Source organism: Arthrobacter sp. PvP023 (assembly GCF_017832975.1).
In the GTDB taxonomy this organism is placed as follows: Bacteria; Actinomycetota; Actinomycetes; order Actinomycetales; family Micrococcaceae; genus Arthrobacter.
Map to the genome: position 1 here is coordinate 1,396,998 of NZ_JAFIBI010000001.1, position 17,472 is coordinate 1,414,469.

Below are 17,472 nucleotides of genomic sequence, written 5' to 3' on the forward strand. Positions count from 1 at the left end.
AAACGGGGGAAGGAAACAGAATGACCAGCGTCAACATCGCAGAAAGAGGGGAATCACCTGCCGGTGCGGACCTGGCCGATTACCTGCGGGTGGTCACCGTGTATTGGAAGGCTATCGTCGGCATTGCTTTGCTCTGCACCTTGGCTGCCTACGCTTGGACCGTTGCGCAGCCCAAGATCTACGCGTCGGACTCCAGCGGAATTGTGGTGACCCCAGGATCGGAAAACGTGAGCCTTTCCTTGGCGGGTGAAAGCCTGGCAAAGGCCAAGGTGAAGAACTACGAATCGGTGGCGAAGTCCCGGCTTGTGGCGGATCGGGTCATAGCTGACCTGAACTTGAAAACCACCGCGGATTCCCTGCTGGCAACCGTCAGCGTGAAAGTTCCGCTCGATACCACTGAGATCCGTGTTACAGCACAGTCGGCTGATCCGGCCGAGGCCCAGCGGGTGGCAGATGCTTGGGTCAACGGCCTTGCGGCCCAAGTGAAAGCGATCGAAACGGCAACGCCCGACGGCGGGACTGCAGTCTCCAAGAATCCCGGCACCGCGCCCGCTTCCGCCGTGAGGGTTCTCCCCTTGGGCAAGGCTCTCCTTCCCACTAGTCCCGTTTCGCCAAACGTCAAACTGGCCTTGGGCCTTGGCGCCCTTGTTGGCCTGGCCATCGGGTTGGCCTATGCGCTGATACGCAGGCATTTGGACCGGAGAATCCGCAATGCCGCGGAGATTGAACGGCTGTTCGAAATGCCGGTGATTGGGACACTGCCCGTGGACCGCAGGCTGGACGGCAAGAGCAGCATCCTGGAAGGTGGCTACTCTGCGTTGCTCCATGGCGCCTCGGCCGGAGGTGCAATGGCGGAAGCACTTCGGGAACTGCGTACCAACCTTGGTTTCGTGGACGTGGATAGTCCACCACGTGTCATTGTGGTGACAAGTTCGATGCCGTCCGAGGGGAAGTCGACGGTCACTGCCAATTTGGCCGTCACCATGGCTGCAGCCGGAGAGAACGTGGTGGTGGTGGACGGCGATCTGAGGCGACCCACGTTGGTGGACGTCTTCGACCTCGTCCCCGGAGTGGGTGTGACGGACGTCCTGAGCGGTGCCGCCCGCTTGGATGATGTGCTCCAGCGCTGGGGGGCCCTGCCGAATCTCGCGGTACTGGGTTCCGGGCGTGTACCGCCTAATCCCAGCGAACTGCTTGGTTCCAAGGCCATGGAGAGTATGCTCCAAACCCTTGCCCAGAACGCAATAGTCCTGATCGATGCACCGCCGCTGCTCCCCGTCACGGACGCCGCCGTGCTGTCACGCGTCTCCGACGGGGCAATAATCGTGGTCAGAACCGGTAAGACCACTCAGGACCAACTGGGAAAGTCGCTGGGCAACCTGCAGAGGGTCCGTGGCCGCATCCTGGGGTCCGTGTTGAACTACGTGCCGATGAGCGGCCGGGACGCATACTCCTACTACGGGACATATCATTCAGCGGTGGACCCGGGCACCTTGGACAGGGGAGCCGCAGCTCCGCCCTCGGGGCTTCGGGACGCGGACACTTCCATGGGCGACGGCTCCGAATTCCGGGCTGACGGAACGCCAGAACGCCTGCCGTCCCGGCGCCGAGTGAAGGGGTAGGCCCCGGATGACCAGCGGTCCCAGCGAAACGCAACTGACCGTGTCTGAAGGGGTGCTTCTGGGCCATGCCCTGGTTCAGCGGGTGGCGGACGGCCTGGGCATCCGGGCATTCTTTATCAAGGGGCCGGCCAGCGTGGTCCAGGGCCTGCGTCGGCCCAAGACCTCGGGGGACGTGGATGTCTTTGTGCACCCGGCAGACCTCGACTCCATGGTCGAGGGCCTGCGTGGGCGGGGCTGGCGGGAACGCCCGGTGGATCCGGACAGCAGGACGTTTCCGAGGCATTCCGTAACCGTTGATCACCCAGAATGGCCCTGCTGCATCGACGTCCACTTCCGGTTCCCGGGGATGGAAGGTGAGCCCGTAGATTGCTTCGAGATGATGTGGCCCCACACCCAGGTTCTTGAACTTGCCGGGCAGGACGTGCGGGTCCCGTCGAAGGCCCTGGGAATCCTCATTCTTGCCCTGCATGCCCTTCGCTCGGCCCACCTGCCGGCGTGCCGGCAGGAACTTGAGTTCCTGGCGGACCTCACGGAGCGGGAGACGCACGCCGCGGCGATCCTGGACATCTCTGCTGTAACCGGCTCCCTGGCAGCCATGCGCCCGTTCCTCGAGGACCTCCTGCCGCAGACGGTGTCGGTCGAGTGGCCCGAGGCCTCCACGGAATGGCGTAACCGCGTTGTGGCCAAAGAGCCGGGGAGTGCGCGGATCATCGCGATTGCCCAGGCACCGGTGCGGGAGAAGCCCAGGATGCTGTTCCGGGCAGTCTTCCCGGCGCCCGAGGTGCACTTGTCCCGGAACATCTATGCCGACATGTCCCTACGTGGCCGGCTGCGCCAGCACCAGGCCAGGTGGGCCCGGTTCCTGCGTGCGCTCCCGGAGATTGTGCGTGACCTCAGTCCACTCCGCCGGCGCGATTAGGCGGCCAAATCCGCAGGGCAGCTTCACCGATAACGTCGGCGGTGCCCACCGTCCTGGCCACGGCCGCAAAGCGCCACTATATAAGGCACTGCCCGACGGCGTGTTCCCGGCCTGCTTCCGGCCGCCCACCACGGAACGCTTCGGCTCCGCGCTTGAGCAGCTGCACTGCTCAGGGGGAGGGTTCGTAGCCGATGAGCCAGTGGAGTCCGTGCCGGTCGATCACTTGGCCATCGGATGCACCCCAAGGCTTGGGGGCCAGGGGATCCACCACGTGGCCGCCAACGGCGAGCTTGTCGAACCACTCGTGGAGGGTCTCGGGTTCGGCGGTCCCCAGCAACGAGAGCATGAGGCCTTTGAACCGGACCGTCTTCCCGTCGGCTGGCGCATCCGATCCGGCCAGGGCCACGCTGCCGCTGAGGACTCCGTGGGCGATGTGATCCGGCGGGCCGTCGCTGCTGCCGAAGTCCGCTTTGGTGTAGAGGGATAGCTCTCCACCGAAGACGTCTTGGTAAAAGGTGAGTGCTTCGCGCGCCGTGCCGGGGAAACTGACATAGATCTGCGGTGCCGTCATGCCCACAGCCTACACACGCGAAAGCGCGCCCGGTGCTTGACGCATCTCCCGGCTTCCGCATATCCTGAACGAACGGTCGGTAATTATTTATCGGATATGCATAGGAGCAACCATGGCATCGCAGACCCTGCAGTCAGTGCCCGCTGATCTGACACCTGAACAGCTGGAAGAAGCAGCCCGGCACGAGGCAGAAGGTCAGGCGTACTTTGACCGCGTCATGGCGGAGGACTCGCGCATTGAGCCCCGCGACTGGATGCCGGCTGCCTACCGCAAGACCCTCATCCGGCAGATCTCGCAGCACGCGCACTCGGAGATCATCGGCATGCAGCCGGAAGCCAACTGGATTTCCCGCGCCCCCAGCCTCAAGCGCAAGGCCATCCTGATGGCCAAGGTGCAGGACGAGGCAGGCCACGGCCTCTATCTGTACTCGGCCGCCGAGACCCTGGGCCAGCCGCGCGACCAGATGATGCAGGACCTGATGGACGGCAAGGCCAAGTACTCCTCCATCTTCAACTACCCGGCACGCACCTGGGCGGACATGGGCGCCATCGGCTGGATGGTGGACGGTGCCGCCATCGCCAACCAGGTCCCGCTGTGCCGCGCGTCCTTCGGCCCCTACGGCCGGGCCATGGTCCGCGTCTGCAAGGAAGAGTCCTTCCACCAGCGCCAGGGCTTCGAGATCCTGCTGGAACTCTCCCACGGCACCCCGGAGCAGAAGCAGATGGCACAGGACGCCGTGAACCGCTGGTACGCCCCGGCCCTGATGATGTTCGGCCCGCCGGATGACGATTCACCCAACTCCAAGCAGTCCATGGCCTGGAACATCAAGCGCTTCAGCAACGACGAGCTCCGCAACCGCTTCGTCGGCATGATGATGGAGCAGGTCAAGGTCCTGGACCTCAGCCTCCCGGACAAGGACATCCGTTTCAACGAAGAAACCAAGAAATGGGAACACGGCCCGCTGGACTGGGACGAGTTCCACGAAGTCCTGAAGGGCCGCGGCCCCTGCAACGCCCAGCGCCTGGAACGGCGCCGCGAAGCACACGAGAACGGTACCTGGGTGCGCGAAGCGGCCGCAGCGTACGCCCGCAAGCAAGCAGAGAAGGAATCCGCAGCATGAGCCCCGAAACCCCCGCCGGCAACGTCTGGCCTATCTGGGAAGTCTTTGTCCGCTCCAGCCGCGGCCTGTCCCACGTGCACGCCGGATCCCTGCACGCGCCGGACGCAGCGATGGCGCTGCGCAACGCCCGCGACCTGTACACCCGCCGCAACGAGGGCGTGTCCATCTGGGTTGTCCCCGCGGAGGCCATCGCCTCCAGCGATCCGGACGCCAAGGGCGCCTTCTTCGAATCGCCCCAGGGCAAGGACTACCGGCACGCGACGTACTACACCAAGAGCGAGGGCGTGAAGCACCTGTGAGCACCTTACCCGAAACCACCACCGAAGAAACAACGCACGACGGCGGCCACGGCGACATCTCCGTGGGCGTCGCCACTGCCGGCACCAGCGGTGACGCCACCGCCAGCGCCACCCGCATCACGCCGGGCAACGCCCTCCGCCCGGAGGATATCGCGCTCGCCGTCAGCCGCGGCACCGCCAAGCCCTCCGAGGACGTGGCCGAGTTCGCACTGCGCCTGGGCGACGACGCCCTGATCCTGGCCCAGCGCCTGGGCCACTGGATCTCCCGGGCACCGGAGCTGGAGGAGGACATCGCTCTGGGCAACATCGCCCTGGACCAGCTGGGCCATGCCCGCTCCTTCCTCAGCTACGCCGGCGGCCTCAACGGCAAGAGCGAGGACGATCTTGCCTACTTCCGCTCCGAGGACGAATTCCGGTCCATCGAGCTCTTCGAGCAGCCCAACGGGGACTTCGCCGTCACCATCGCCCGGCAGTTCGTGGTGAGCTACTACCAGTTCGAGCTCTACAGCCGGCTGACCAAGTCCACGGACGCCACCCTGGCCGGCATCGCCGCCAAGGCGGTCAAGGAAGTGGACTACCACCGGGACCACAGCGCCCAGTGGGTGCTGCGCCTGGCCCTCGGCACGGACGAATCGCGCCGCAGGATGATCCACGGCTTCAAGGTCATCTGGCCCTACGTGGACGAACTGTTCCGCGACGACGACCTCACCGCCCGCCTCACGGCGGCGGGTGCCGCCGTCGAACCTTCCAGCCTGCGTGCGGACTTTGACAGGCTCACCGGCGAGGTCCTGGCCGAGGCGGAACTCGAGTTTCCGCAGGTTCCGGCCGCCCTCGGCGGCGGACGCCAGGGGAAGCATTCCGAGCACCTGGGCTACATGCTGGCCGAGATGCAGGTGCTGGCCCGCCAGCACCCCGGAGCGAGCTGGTAGCCATGCCGGACATGTACGTCAGCCACCCCACCGCGGACGCAGACACCGCGCGCACCGTGAAAACTCCGGAGCAGAAGGCCTGGGACCTCGCCGCCACGGTGTGCGACCCCGAGATCCCGGTGCTCACCATCGCGGATCTGGGCATCCTGCGGGATGTGAAGCTGTTCGACGACGGCGGCATGGTTCCGGCCGTGCAGGTCACCATCACGCCCACGTACTCGGGCTGCCCGGCCATGGACGCCATCCGCGATGACCTCAGCGCGGCGTTCGCCAAGGCGGGCTACCCCAACGTGCACGTGGAGCTGGTGCTCAGCCCCGCGTGGACCACGGACTGGATGACCGAGTCCGGCAAGGCCAAGCTCAAGGAATACGGCATCGCGCCGCCCACCGGCCGCTCTGATGCGGCCCGCCATGCAGGCCCGATCCGCCTGCAAATGGCTGTGAAGTGTCCCCAATGCTCCAGCCTGAACACCAAGGAACTCACCCGCTTCGGTTCCACCTCCTGCAAGGCGCTGTACGTCTGCCAGGACTGCAAGGAACCGTTCGACTACTTCAAAGTTTTGTAAGGAACAGGTGCTCCCATGACTGTTGTCCGCCAGACTGCCGCCGAACAGGCAACGGCCACCGGCCGCCGTCGTGCGTCCTTCCACACGCTGACGGTGGCGGAAGTCCGCCGGCTCACGGACGATGCCATCGAGGTGACGTTCGGGGTCCCGGCGGAGCTTGCCGGCCAGTACGACTACCTGCCCGGGCAGTATGTGGCCCTGCGCACCACCATGCCGGATGAGAACGGCCAGCCGCACGAGGTGCGCCGCAGCTACTCCATCTGCGCCGAGCCGCGCAGCTTCGCGGACGGCAGCAGCGAGATCCGCGTGGCCATCAAGAAGGACCTGGGCGGGCTGTTCTCCACGTGGGCCAATGCCGAGCTGAAGCCCGGCGACCAGCTGGACGTGATGAGTCCCATGGGCGCGTTCGTCTCCAAGCACGGCCGCGACGGCAAGGCCGTGGAGCAGAACGTCATGAACTCCATGAACCATCCGGAGGATTTGGTGGGGGAGCCCGGCAGCTTCGTGGCCATCGCCGCCGGTTCGGGCATCACCCCGGTGATCGCGATTGCCCGCACGCTGCTGGCGGCCAACCCGGAGACCCGCTTCGACCTGATCTACGCCAACAAGGCCGCCATGGACGTGATGTTCCTGGAGGAGCTGGCGGACCTGAAGGACAAGTACCCGTCCCGCCTGGCCCTGCACCACGTGCTGTCCCGCGAGCAGCGCATCGCGCCGCTGCTGAGCGGAAGGATCGACGCCGAGAAGCTCCAGGCGCTGCTGGGCACCGCCATCCACGCGGACGACGTGGACGAGTGGTTCCTGTGCGGGCCGTTCGAACTGGTGCAGCTGTGCCGGGACACCCTGGCAGCCCGCGGCGTGCAGCCCGAGCATGTGCGCTTTGAGCTGTTCACCTCCGGCAAGCCGGACCGCCCGGAAGGCAACATCGGCCGGCCGGTGATCGCGGACGAGTCCAAGGACACCTACAAGATCACGTTCAAGCTGGACGGTCTCGAGGGCAAGGTGGAGAGCCCCACCCATGCCCGCGAATCCCTCCTCAACGCCGCCCTGCGCGTGCGCCCGGACGTGCCGTTCGCCTGTGCCGGGGGAGTGTGCGGCACCTGCCGCGCCAAGGTGGTTACGGGTGCCGTCACCATGGACGAGAACTACGCCCTGGAGCAGGATGAACTGGACAAGGGCTACGTGCTCACCTGCCAGTCGCACCCCACCACCCCGGAAGTCAGCGTCGACTTCGACGTCTAAGCCTTTCAACCCGGCTGTCACGGCCACGAACAGGAGCCCCATGATCTCCCTCTCCATCGCCGACGGCGTCGCCGAGGTTGTGCTGAACGCACCGCATAAGCTGAACTCACTGGACGAGCAGGCGCTGAAGGATTTAACACAGGCGTACGACGACGCCGCTGACGCCGCCTCGCGCGGTGAGGTGCGGGCGCTGCTTCTCAGGGGAGAGGGACGCGCCTTCTGCGCGGGCCGGGACATTGCCGGCGTGACACCGGAAACCGACGACGTGCAGGGCTACCTGGGCGGCCTGCTGCAGCCGCTGCTGAAGAAGATGACAGCTTTCCCGGCGCCCACCTTCGCGGCGGCGCAGGGCGCATGCCTGGGCGTGGGGCTGGGCCTGCTGCTGGCCACGGACGTAGTGTACGTGGCGGAAGACGCCAAGTTCGGCTCGCCGTTCGCCAAGCTGGGCGCCACGCTGGATTCCGGGGGCCACTGGTACTTCACGGAGCGGCTGGGCATGCACCGGACGCTGGACCTGATCTACACGGCCGAGTTGATGTCCGGGGCCGAGGCCGTGGCGCAGGGGATGTTCAGCCGCGCCATGCCCAAGGGCGAGCTGCTGGAAAACACCCGCGGAATCGTGGCGAAGGTTGCCACGGGTGCCACGGGTGCTTTCACCGCCAGCAAGGACCTGGTGGCCCACATCCGCGACCAGCGCCTTGGCCTCTGGGAGGCCATGGAGGAGGAAAACGCGGAGCAGGCCCGGCTGTGCAAGTCCGAGGACTATTCGGAGGGCTTCAAGGCGTTCCAGGAGAAGCGGACCCCGGAGTTCAAGGGCCGCTGATCGAGCCCGTTGAAATTATGCCGTCCTACTGCTTCAGGGCCGTAAGCCACACGCTGAGTTCGCGGTCGCGGATCTCGATAAGGCACCGATTCTTGAGGTTTGTCGTCAGCACTCTCCTGTGTTCCGCGTCGTTTTGGATGTCCGCCGCATCTTCGGTACCTGCGCTAATGAGCAACTCGAGGAGCTCCATTTCATAGCCCTTGACCTTGGCGTACTTGAAGTCGGGGCCCTTGGTGAGTGAGTCCACCTTCTGAGCCAACGTGGCCAGGCGACGGATTCGGTCAGCTCGCGGTGAGGGAATGTCCAGATACTCTCTCAGCCGCCATGGGGCAACGGCCAGTAGCCGCGTTGGAGTGGTTGCGCCGATGGCTTCAAGTTTGGCCTTGAAATCATTGAACGGCGCTATTTCTAAGAAGGCTTGTCGCGGGCTGGCGCCTACCAGCTTCTGGAACCACTTTTCGCCGTGGAATTCCGCGAGGACTGGGTCTTCCTTCGCCCACGAACGGAGACGATCATCCTCGCAAGCGACCTTTAGTGGTTGTTCCGCCGGGCTGGGTTTGACGGCTGGCGAAGTGCGCGAGGCGAGATAGCATGCAAGGTTGTACGCGACGCTGGGCGCCAAGGGAATGTTTTCAGCTTTCGTCCAGTCCTTTTCCGGTTTCCGGCCGTAGTCCGCTGTTTTCTTATCCTGAGTTCTTGGGGCGTCGCCTAGTTTGGTTGCTGTGGCGGCCGGCGCCTGTTCCTTTTGGTTGATAGCGGCAGTGGGCGGCCACTTGATGTCCTTTATGGCCCGTTCCGCTATGTTGGCCACATCTCGCATGGCTTGTCCCATCACGTCCGCAGGCGGAACTCGCTTGGTCAGTCTTTCTGTCAACAGTTGGGCAATACGGAGGGTCTCATTCTTCTCGGCTTCCGTGAGCTCGTTGTGGACCGATTTTCGAACGCTGTGCAAGTTGAGCATTGCCAAGACGTAGTTCAGGAGCAGGCGTCTGTAAATCCCTTCGTATCCTTTAAGAAGACGGCCGTTCTTGTCCGGTAGGTCCTTTATTCGGGCGTTGAGCCAATTGGTGAAGGCGAGCAAGTCGGGTTCCGTGCGCGATTTCTTGTACCGGTAGTACTGGCTGGCCAGTTGCGCTGGAAGATTGAGCGGATCGTCGTTTAGGGCCTGGGCCAGGAGCGTGACGGCTTGCGTAGGATGCCGGTCCAGTTCCGTGGTGGCGATGTAGTGAAGCCCTATGCTTCGCCAGTGCGTTGCTCCGCACAGGCCTTCAAAGCCCCGGTGCTTGGTTGCGAGGGTTGAGATGACAACAGCTGCCGCCACCTTCTGCCGGCGATCGCCAGGGGGTGACACAGCCGGGCTTGAAGGGTCCCCTTTTCGGGGGTCAGTATCGGGGTCAGGAAGGCCCAGGCTTTTGGTAGTGAAAGTGGCAGCCCTGTTGACCCAGCCGTTCCTGGCCACAACCACTGTGGTTTGGTCATCGCCGGTTTCGTCGATGCAGACGTTCCAGGGGACAAAAAGCAGGGCTGATTGAACGATCTTCTTGAGGGCCGCGAGGATCTTGTTCGTCGGTGTATCGACAAGGACATCGCCGGACAGGGCTGTTACGTCGGTCGCCCGGGGGACTTGGAGTCCGCGTGGAGGCAGGGCGCCCAGCTCTGTCATGTAGGCAACGGCCTTGTCGATCGCTGCGTCGTCGGTCTTGCCTGTCTTGTCCCGAATGGTTACGGATACGCGCAACCGGCTTGTCAGAAACTGCGCGAATAGACCCGCACCGACGACGGCGATAAACAGCCAGAAGAGGAGCCATCCCGCCACATCTCCGACTGTTGGCTGCAAATCATTCGAGCCGTCCGGGGGCGCGCTGAACGGGTCCAGTGCTTCGGCCGATTTGGCCACGAAAACGTAGCAGCCGGATACGGCTAGTACGATTCCAGCAAGGCACACGGCGAATCGGGCAACGCCGGGAACAAGGCCGAGCGGAGTTCTGGAAAATAGGGCGGTGGATGCCAAAAACCGGGCCAAAAGCATAGTAGCCAATAGCATTCCGGCGAATACCGGGGCTGCACTTGTAAATGGTGCCGTCCAGTTTGGCAGCCAGGCGCCGGGTGGACTCTGTAGTTTGTCAACGCGGGTCTGGACGGGTTTTTGGGCAATTCCGGACGCGCGTAGCGCATCCACTAATTCTTGTTGACAGGCACCCGGATCGATAACTGGCGTTGGTGCAGCCGAGGCTGCAGTATTCAAGGGCGTGGGCGTGGGCGTGGGCGCCTCAGAGGGCTTGTTTGGGCCCGTTGGGGCCGCCGCTGTTTCTGACGGGGATGAGGATCTCGACGGCTCCGATGGTGGAGGTTTGATTGGGCCGAGCTCACGAAGCCTCTTGATTGTTGCTAGAGCCTCCTCAGGTTTACCAGCTCGCGTGAGTTCAGCTGCCACCGCGCACACGGCGCTCTGATCAGCGGGTGCGACTGCATTTGCGGAAGTCGTCGTTGAAGGCTTTGTGACGGGCGCTGACGTGGAATCAGCGGAGGGTGCGGGTGCTTCTCCTGCACAACCTGCCAGTAGGAGAAAGCCAAACAAAATGAAGGCGACACGGAACCGAAGAAATGGACTGCTGCTCATGCCATACCGATCTCGTCATAGAGTGACTGGCGCCATTCAGAACAGTTTGCTCGTATACCACAAAAAGGACAATACTGCGTCGAGACTTATGAATAGTGCTCGGAATTAGGTGCGAGCCTCAAGTTATGCTGCCGGATCGTCAACCATGGTGACGCTGTCCGTCAGTTCGGTCCAGAGCTCTGATTCCGTGGGCAGGTTGGCCGGGCACGCCAGGATGAGTTCCATCAGGCCGTCGCCGGCCGGCATGGACCGCAAGGCGATGCGGTACACCACGTCCACGTCGCTCTTGTTCTTGAACCGAAGCTCCGCTTCCTGCAGTTCGATGACGCGGCCATCGGCGTTCCGCAGCTTGGTGTAGAGCGAGTCAGCATCGGTCACCACGGTGACCGGCTTTCCCACCGTTGACTTGATGCCGTCGATTTCGAGCTGCATCGAGGTTTTGGTGGCTTCTTCGTCGGTGGTTTCATCGCGTGGCGGCAGGATGGCCTGGTGCGTGGTGAAGTTGCAGGGGCTCTCTTTGCTGCGGTACTGGATAGTTCCGCCTTTTACCTCTGACATGGTCCAGCCTTCCGGCATTTTGGTGGACCACACAGGTGCCGAGGTGAAGTCGGCGTCCTGGAAGATGTAGAGGTCTTCTTCGCCGGAAGCTGCGGCCGAGGACCCGTCCGTCGTGGCTTCCTCGGTGGCCCCGGCCGACTCCGAACCGCCGGAGGTCTCTGTGGGGCCGGGAGCCGCTTCTTGCTGCTTATTTGAACCGAGGCCGCCGAGCACCATCACGCCGGCCACTGCCAGGACCGCCACTGCGCCCACGCCGCTTGCCACCCAGCCCCAGACAGGGAAGCCACCCTTGGGCGGTGCCTGCCCGAATTGTCCCGGTCCGGGCTGTCCATACGGGCTCTGGCCCTGGCCGGGCTCGCCGTAGGGCGGCTGGTTGACGTTGTACTGGTCCGCGCGCGGGGGATAGGGCGGCTGGCCATATTGCGGCTGCTCAGGATGGCCCTGATAGCCCGCTTGGTTCTGCTGGCCGGGCTGCTGCCATCCGGGCTGTTCCGGCTGCTGCGGTACGCCGGACTGTTGGTCGTTGTTCAAGAAGTCCCCCAATATTCGTGAAAGCTGCAACCAGAAGTATGTACGAAAAATGAGGGCCCCGCGATGGGCAGGGGTACCCATCAGCCGCGTAATCTCAGCAATGAATTGCCAGTTTCCACAAAGGATTTGTATGGTTCAGCTATGACTTTGGGGAAAACCGTGAAAAAAGCCGTCATTCCTGCTGCCGGACTGGGAACTCGCTTCCTGCCCGCCACCAAGGCGATGCCGAAGGAAATGTTGCCGGTTGTTGACCAGCCCGCAATCCAGTATGTGGTGGAAGAAGCCGTCAAAGCAGGGCTGACGGACCTCCTCATGATCACAGGGCGCCAGAAACGGGCCCTGGAGGACCATTTTGACCGGGCGCCAGCCCTGGAGCACACCTTGGAGCTGAAGGGCGACATGGAGAAGCTGGAGGCCGTCCAGCACGCCTCTAGCCTCGCCCCGCTGCATTACCTGCGCCAGGGTGACCCGAAGGGCCTGGGGCACGCTGTGCTGTGCGCCCGCCAGCACGTCGGGGATGAGCCTTTCGCCGTCCTGCTTGGTGATGACCTTATCGATGAGCGGGACGAGTTGCTCAGCACCATGATCGACGTGCAGGCCAAGACCGGCGGCTCTGTCATCGCTCTGATCGAGGTGGACCCGTCGCAGATTAGCGCCTACGGCTGTGCGGACATCTCGGCCGTGGACGGCGAGAACTACTTCCGTGTGAACCGCCTGGTGGAGAAGCCGTCCGTAGACGAAGCCCCCTCCAACCTGGCCGTCATCGGTCGCTACGTGTTGCACCCGGCCGTTTTTGACGTGCTGGAAGAGACTAAGCCCGGCCGTGGCGGCGAAATCCAGCTGACGGATGCTCTGCAGACCCTGGCAACGTCCGACGGAGAAGGCGGGGGAGTATATGGCGTGGTGTTCCGTGGGCGCCGCTATGACACCGGAGACAAGCTGAGCTACATCAAAGCGGTTATTTCCATTGCCTCGGAGCGTGTGGACTTTGGCGAGGACCTCAAAGCATGGATGAAGGAATTCGTGAACGAGTAGGTCAATTCAAATCTATTCACCTAGACAGGCTCAACGCTGGATGCGTTGGGCCTGTCTGATTTTAAGCTCGCGAATACAGGTCCGGGCGGCCAGCGCACCAATGACACAGCCCGCCGTATTAGTCACAAGGTCTAAGGGGCTCGCGACTCGATCGTGAAGAAAAAGCTGCTGGCCAAGCTCCATGCATCCAGAGACCATCAATCCGAAGGCGCCGAGTTGCCAGAATCGCTTGCTTGGGAAAGCCAGCGATGCGACTGCACCCAAAGGCACGCAGAGGACAATGTTGGCTGTGGCTTCTACGACCGGGTAATTGAACCAGCCGGGAATTCCTAGCGCGTGTACCAGGAAGAGAAATCCCGCGAGTTCGCCCTGAACGGGTTTGTCCACCGGGCTGGGCCAGAAGGCCACCAGCGCAAGCGGGACCAACATGGCAGTGAGCACTGCCTGCCACGTGGCCAGTTTATTCCAAGGCCCGGCGCGATTGGTCCGCGTCATTTTCTCCCCGTAGTTCTAATGTCTCAACCGCATAATTCGTGTGGACGGAGGAGGAGGCTTTAAAGCAGAGGGTGGGTGGCGCTCCGTTTCCGGAGCGCCACCCACCCTCTTTGGTGCTTGTTGGTTTAGCCTTACGCTGCGGCCTCAGCCTTGGCGCGGCGGCGAACCACAACTACCGAGGTGGCGCCGGCAGCCAGTGCGCCTGCGCCCACCAGGGACCATAGGATCAGGCTGGCGTCTGCACCGGTGTTGGCAAGGCCGGTGCCGGCGGTGGTGGTACCGCCCGAGTTGGCGAGTCCGGTACCCGCTTCGGACCCAGCAACCTTGACGGTGGTTGAGTAGCTGTCAGTTCCGTTGCTTGCCGTCAGCGTGTAGGTTCCCGCTTCGTTGATAGTCAGCGGGAACGAGAAGTCACCATTGGAATCCGTCTTCGCCGTGAAGGTCTGTGGTGCCAACGGCAGCGTGATTCTGGACGGAACGGACATGCTAGGGCCACCGGATACGCCGCCGACTGCCTGCGGAGCAATAGTCAGAGTAACGGTGATGGTAATTACCTGATTCGCTCCGAAGCAGGTGCCGGAGAAAGTAAAGGTTTCGCCGGGCGCTACCGTTCCGTCGGAAACAGCGGCGCAGGTGCCGGGTGCCGGGTAGCGATCCGTTGTAGTGGCCATTGCCGGAACCGCGCCTACTAGTGCGATGGATCCTGCGAGCGCGATTGCCGCGAGTGATTTCTTCATGAGTCCCCCTGAGACCGTAAAACGATGTGTGTCGCTTGATTTGCGGAGATTCCGGTCCCCGAGTGACCGTAGGTTGAAATCTCATTTGATGTGCCCGACTAAAAGGTAGCACCCCGTGACGTCTGTTACCAAAGTGAATCAAGTCGCTTTACATACTGTTAACGCGATGTCTACTTTCCCGGAATGCATTCCGCCGGTTTGGTGGCGAGAACTACGTCCTTGACTGGTTGGACGGTCGGCGTGACAACCAGGTTAGGTTCCGCGTGCTGAACGATTTTTCCGAAAGTCAGTTCCACCGTGCTGCTCTGCCCAGGCGCCAAAGTTACAGTTACGGATCCGACGGGCCGGTTGCTATGCCTGTGAGCGGCGAAATCGGTTTTCTTGCCATCTACGGTCGCGGTTTCAACGTTTGCTTGAACTGGGCCGTAAGCGATGACATTCGTCTGGACTGTTCCTGGCGGGATACCGAAGGCACCACCACCTGTCACATACTCAGGCAATGTAGTTGCAGCGTCCGCAGGCGCAGTGTTGGTGCTGGTGATCCGGACTTTCACTTGCCCGTATTCGTCCCCCGTGCATTCCTCCACGAGTTGAACGCTTCTCTTCACGTAGTAGTCCATCTTGGCGCCCGTGCCGTCGTTGAAGTAGACGCCGAATTGTGCGGGGGCGACACTCGGGCCCGTGATGGAACCACTAAGCGGATACTTTCCTAAAATAGATTGTTCATCTCGGTTGCTAGACCAGATGAGTACACGACCCTCTGATGCTCCGCGTGTGACGCCGTCGACTAGCCCCTTGGCATCGCCTTTGCCGCTCGAAAGTGCCGAGAAGATTTCATGCGCTACTCCGGCAAAGTAGGCATCCTGAAGCCGCGGAGACTCGATCTTGGAGTAGACATCCGATAGGAGAGTTGCAACGACGTTGCTGCCGTTCAGTTCGGTTGGCAGACCGCCGCTGGCCAACGCGTCTAATTCGGGATTGCTGATCTTGATTGGTCCCGTCGCCTCCAATATGTAGCCCAACGCAACTGGGTCAACTGAAATCACTCCATCAACACGCTGGCCGGTCTTTTTCTCCCACATTCCCTGGGCGCTAGTAGCCGCCGTCGGGAAGTCGGGCGTCAGATTAACATCCTGCATGTACTTACCCAGTCGAACAGAATAGATTTGCTGCTGTTCAGCGTCAACGGCCAGAGGGTGTTGCATCACGCCAACATCTCCGGCGCTGCTTTGTACGCCCAGCGAGAGTTTCCCTTGGTCGAGCGTTAGGACCGCAAGCGCTCCTGGGATGCCACCGGAGGCGCGTGCTTCGGCGTTGTTTTGGATCATGAGCAAGTAATTGCGAGGCTGTTCGGCTCCGAGCATCGGGGGAGCTATCTTCGAGGCACTGGCGGCTGCATCCAATGCCCCCGTCACTGTCTGCAATTGTTCACGAGTCCGGAGTAGTGGTTCCGCTACCTGAGGCAAAAGGCTGCTGGTGTCGATCCTCGCCAACCTGTCGGCTGAGACTCTAACCGCATGAGCCGCGGAAGTGACACTAGGAGAAGCATCTTGGATGGGCTCCAAGTTCGTTCCTTCGCTATTGGGTAGCAGTGTGTCCCAATCTAGAGAGCCAAATACTTTGACCAGCGGGCCCACACCCAGGGTGGACACGTCGTCTGCCGAGCGGGCAACTTCTGCGACTGCACTAAAGTTCGGACCGACTCCGGGCACAGCTGAGACTAATGTCCACAGGGGGTCTTCAGCCGCTTCGCGGGCCGCCCGCGTGTGAGCACGAAGCAATTCGGCTGTCTGGGCGGCGTCTTGCGGCCTGTCGCCCGCAACGTCTTCCTTGAGAAGCGGAATCAACTTTGTTGCGGCTTCTAGTTCGGACTTGACGACGTTTGCCTTGACGCCGAGCCAAAGGACAGCAGAAATCATCAGGATTGCTGTTGCGCCCAGCCATACTGCCGCGATTTTCAGACCACGATGTTTCTGGATACGGCGAGTTTGCATCTCAACTGCGCTCAAGGAGCCGCTACTCTTATTGTCACGTGTCGTTTCCGTCTCTGACTCTGCTTCAGTGCCCGCCACTGTTAGGGTCGCCCCAAACCGCGGTATGTCCAGCCGGCGGCGCGCCATTTGGCGGCGTCGAGCACATTGCGTCCGTCAAGTATGCGCAAGGTTGCCACCCGGGATCCTAGTTCGTATGGGTCCAGACTCCGGTATTGCTGCCATTCCGTCAGAAGTAGCAGGACATCAGCGTTGTGAATGGCTTTTTCTACGTCGACTTCATACTGCAACTCGGGGAACCGCTTGGCAGCGTTTGCTAAGGCTTTAGGATCGGTCACGGTGACGACGGCACCTTGAAGCTGAAGCTGAGCAGCGATGCTAAGGGCTGGTGAATCGCGGACGTCGTCACTTTCAGGCTTAAATGCCGCGCCGAGAACGGTAACTCGCTTACCTAAAAGAATGCCGCCGCAGATGTCGCGTGTCAGTTCGACTACCCGAGAACGGCGGCGCATATTAATAGCGTCGACCTCCCTCAGGAATGTAAGGGCCTGGTCGGCACCGAGTTCGCCGGCCCGAGCCATAAATGCTCGAATATCTTTGGGGAGGCACCCTCCTCCAAAGCCAATGCCGGCATGGAGGAACTTGCGGCCGATCCGGTCGTCCATGCCGATGGCGTCGGCGAGTCGGGTGACGTCTGCCCCTGTAGCCTCGCAAACCTCAGCCATCGCGTTGATGAAGGAAATCTTAGTGGCCAGGAAGGAGTTGGCTGCGGCCTTTACAAGTTCAGCGGTCGGATGGTCTGTCACCAATCGTGGCGTCCCGCCAGATAGGGAACCCGCATAGACTTCGTCGAGCACAGAGACGGCCGGGTGCTCCTCTGAGCCGCCGGCGACGCCGTACACAAGGCGGTCCGGGCTCAGAGTATCTGACACCGCATGGCCTTCGCGCAGAAACTCTGGATTCCATACTAAGTGGGCCGAAGGTTCCTGGGCGCTTACCAGTTGAGCCAGACGCGATGCAGTTCCGACGGGAACAGTCGATTTGCCGACAACTACGTTTCCCGGCGAAATGTGCGGCAAAAGCGCAAGCGTCGCCGCGTCAACGTAGGTCATATCAGCGCCGTTCTCACCCTTCTTCTGCGGCGTCCCGACGCAGATGAAATGTACGTCGCTGCCAGCCGCAGCAGACATATCTGTGGAGAAGGACAACCGGCCTGTGCCTTGGACATCTCGCAGGAGTTCATCGAGACCAGGCTCGTAAAACGGGGCCGTGGAGTTGGCAAGTTCGTCAATTTTTCGCTCGTCCACGTCGATGCCAACCACCTCGTGACCAAGTTTCGCCATACATGCGGCGTGGACGGCACCCAGGTAGCCGCAGCCAATGACAGATATTCGCATGGTTATGTTCCTTCCCC

16 protein-coding genes are annotated in these 17,472 nt (G+C 62.2%); 9 read left to right on the plus strand and 7 right to left on the minus strand.

From position 1 onward, the window contains the following. The first annotated feature begins 20 nt into the window (after positions 1–20). Positions 21–1,622, plus strand: coding sequence for a polysaccharide biosynthesis tyrosine autokinase (locus tag JOE31_RS06490; RefSeq protein WP_209742707.1), 1,602 nt, complete (start codon positions 21–23; stop codon positions 1,620–1,622). A gap of 7 nt (positions 1,623–1,629) precedes the next feature. Then, positions 1,630–2,541, plus strand: a complete 912-nt coding sequence (locus JOE31_RS06495; protein WP_209742709.1) for a nucleotidyltransferase family protein — start codon at positions 1,630–1,632, stop codon at positions 2,539–2,541. A gap of 169 nt (positions 2,542–2,710) precedes the next feature. Here the strand turns inward: JOE31_RS06495 and JOE31_RS06500 are convergent, their stop codons facing one another. Continuing rightward, positions 2,711–3,112, minus strand: a complete 402-nt coding sequence (locus JOE31_RS06500; RefSeq protein WP_209742711.1) for a VOC family protein — start codon at positions 3,110–3,112, stop codon at positions 2,711–2,713. Between the two features lie 112 nt (positions 3,113–3,224). Here JOE31_RS06500 and paaA point away from each other — a divergent pair, with 112 nt between their 5' ends. The 6 genes from paaA to JOE31_RS06530 are packed head-to-tail and all read left to right on the plus strand — an operon-like array spanning position 3,225 to position 8,091. Then, positions 3,225–4,232, plus strand: a complete 1,008-nt coding sequence (gene paaA, locus JOE31_RS06505; RefSeq protein ID WP_209742712.1) for a 1,2-phenylacetyl-CoA epoxidase subunit PaaA — start codon at positions 3,225–3,227, stop codon at positions 4,230–4,232. Beyond that, complete coding sequence (gene paaB / locus JOE31_RS06510) at positions 4,229–4,531, plus strand: 1,2-phenylacetyl-CoA epoxidase subunit PaaB (RefSeq protein ID WP_011693044.1); 303 nt, start codon at positions 4,229–4,231, stop codon at positions 4,529–4,531. The genes paaA and paaB overlap by 4 nt, the downstream gene beginning before the upstream one ends. Then, on the plus strand, positions 4,528–5,460 hold the full coding sequence (gene paaC / locus JOE31_RS06515) for a 1,2-phenylacetyl-CoA epoxidase subunit PaaC (RefSeq protein WP_209742713.1): 933 nt from the start codon (positions 4,528–4,530) through the stop codon (positions 5,458–5,460). The genes paaB and paaC overlap by 4 nt, the downstream gene beginning before the upstream one ends. Positions 5,461–5,462: 2 nt before the next feature. Continuing rightward, positions 5,463–6,026, plus strand: coding sequence for a 1,2-phenylacetyl-CoA epoxidase subunit PaaD (paaD, locus tag JOE31_RS06520; protein WP_209742714.1), 564 nt, complete (start codon positions 5,463–5,465; stop codon positions 6,024–6,026). 15 nt (positions 6,027–6,041) lie between these two features. Next, positions 6,042–7,268: a 1,2-phenylacetyl-CoA epoxidase subunit PaaE gene (paaE, locus tag JOE31_RS06525; RefSeq protein WP_209742716.1), complete on the plus strand. Its 1,227-nt coding sequence runs from the start codon at positions 6,042–6,044 to the stop codon at positions 7,266–7,268. Between the two features lie 40 nt (positions 7,269–7,308). After that, positions 7,309–8,091, plus strand: coding sequence for an enoyl-CoA hydratase/isomerase family protein (locus tag JOE31_RS06530; protein WP_209742717.1), 783 nt, complete (start codon positions 7,309–7,311; stop codon positions 8,089–8,091). A 25-nt stretch (positions 8,092–8,116) separates the two neighbouring features. Here JOE31_RS06530 and JOE31_RS06535 read toward each other — a convergent pair whose 3' ends face one another. Further along, entirely contained in the window at positions 8,117–10,336 is a 2,220-nt protein-coding gene (locus tag JOE31_RS06535; protein WP_209742718.1) for a hypothetical protein, read from the minus strand. A gap of 498 nt (positions 10,337–10,834) precedes the next feature. After that, complete coding sequence (locus JOE31_RS06540; RefSeq protein WP_209742719.1) at positions 10,835–11,800, minus strand: hypothetical protein; 966 nt, start codon at positions 11,798–11,800, stop codon at positions 10,835–10,837. Positions 11,801–11,941: 141 nt separating this feature from the next. On the opposite strand from JOE31_RS06540, the gene galU reads away from it, so the two are divergent. Continuing rightward, positions 11,942–12,835, plus strand: coding sequence for a UTP--glucose-1-phosphate uridylyltransferase GalU (gene galU, locus JOE31_RS06545; RefSeq protein WP_209742720.1), 894 nt, complete (start codon positions 11,942–11,944; stop codon positions 12,833–12,835). Positions 12,836–12,865: 30 nt separating this feature from the next. On the opposite strand, the gene JOE31_RS06550 is transcribed toward galU, so the two are convergent. From JOE31_RS06550 to JOE31_RS06565, 4 genes are all read right to left on the minus strand, one after another. Further along, positions 12,866–13,330, minus strand: a complete 465-nt coding sequence (locus JOE31_RS06550; RefSeq protein WP_245199012.1) for a VanZ family protein — start codon at positions 13,328–13,330, stop codon at positions 12,866–12,868. A 131-nt stretch (positions 13,331–13,461) separates the two neighbouring features. Beyond that, a complete protein-coding gene (locus JOE31_RS06555; protein ID WP_209742722.1) occupies positions 13,462–14,067 on the minus strand; it encodes an LPXTG cell wall anchor domain-containing protein in 606 nt (201 codons plus the stop codon). A 170-nt stretch (positions 14,068–14,237) separates the two neighbouring features. Next, complete coding sequence (locus JOE31_RS06560; protein ID WP_245199013.1) at positions 14,238–16,076, minus strand: DUF4012 domain-containing protein; 1,839 nt, start codon at positions 16,074–16,076, stop codon at positions 14,238–14,240. Between the two features lie 65 nt (positions 16,077–16,141). Continuing rightward, positions 16,142–17,455 carry a UDP-glucose/GDP-mannose dehydrogenase family protein gene (locus JOE31_RS06565; protein WP_209742724.1) on the minus strand — a complete coding sequence of 438 codons (1,314 nt, stop codon included), beginning with the start codon at positions 17,453–17,455 and terminating at the stop codon, positions 16,142–16,144. Positions 17,456–17,472: the final 17 nt, after the last annotated feature.

Coding starts and splice junctions, on each gene's coding strand:
- JOE31_RS06490 (WP_209742707.1), top strand. CDS start 21: ATGACCAGCGTCAACATCGCAGAAAGAGGGGAATCACCTGCCGGTGCG.
- JOE31_RS06495 (WP_209742709.1), top strand. CDS start 1,630: ATGACCAGCGGTCCCAGCGAAACGCAACTGACCGTGTCTGAAGGGGTG.
- JOE31_RS06500 (WP_209742711.1), bottom strand. CDS start 3,112: ATGACGGCACCGCAGATCTATGTCAGTTTCCCCGGCACGGCGCGCGAA.
- paaA (WP_209742712.1), top strand. CDS start 3,225: ATGGCATCGCAGACCCTGCAGTCAGTGCCCGCTGATCTGACACCTGAA.
- paaB (WP_011693044.1), top strand. CDS start 4,229: ATGAGCCCCGAAACCCCCGCCGGCAACGTCTGGCCTATCTGGGAAGTC.
- paaD (WP_209742714.1), top strand. CDS start 5,463: ATGCCGGACATGTACGTCAGCCACCCCACCGCGGACGCAGACACCGCG.
- paaE (WP_209742716.1), top strand. CDS start 6,042: ATGACTGTTGTCCGCCAGACTGCCGCCGAACAGGCAACGGCCACCGGC.
- JOE31_RS06530 (WP_209742717.1), top strand. CDS start 7,309: ATGATCTCCCTCTCCATCGCCGACGGCGTCGCCGAGGTTGTGCTGAAC.
- galU (WP_209742720.1), top strand. CDS start 11,942: ATGACTTTGGGGAAAACCGTGAAAAAAGCCGTCATTCCTGCTGCCGGA.
- JOE31_RS06550 (WP_245199012.1), bottom strand. CDS start 13,330: ATGACGCGGACCAATCGCGCCGGGCCTTGGAATAAACTGGCCACGTGG.
- JOE31_RS06555 (WP_209742722.1), bottom strand. CDS start 14,067: ATGAAGAAATCACTCGCGGCAATCGCGCTCGCAGGATCCATCGCACTA.
- JOE31_RS06565 (WP_209742724.1), bottom strand. CDS start 17,455: ATGCGAATATCTGTCATTGGCTGCGGCTACCTGGGTGCCGTCCACGCC.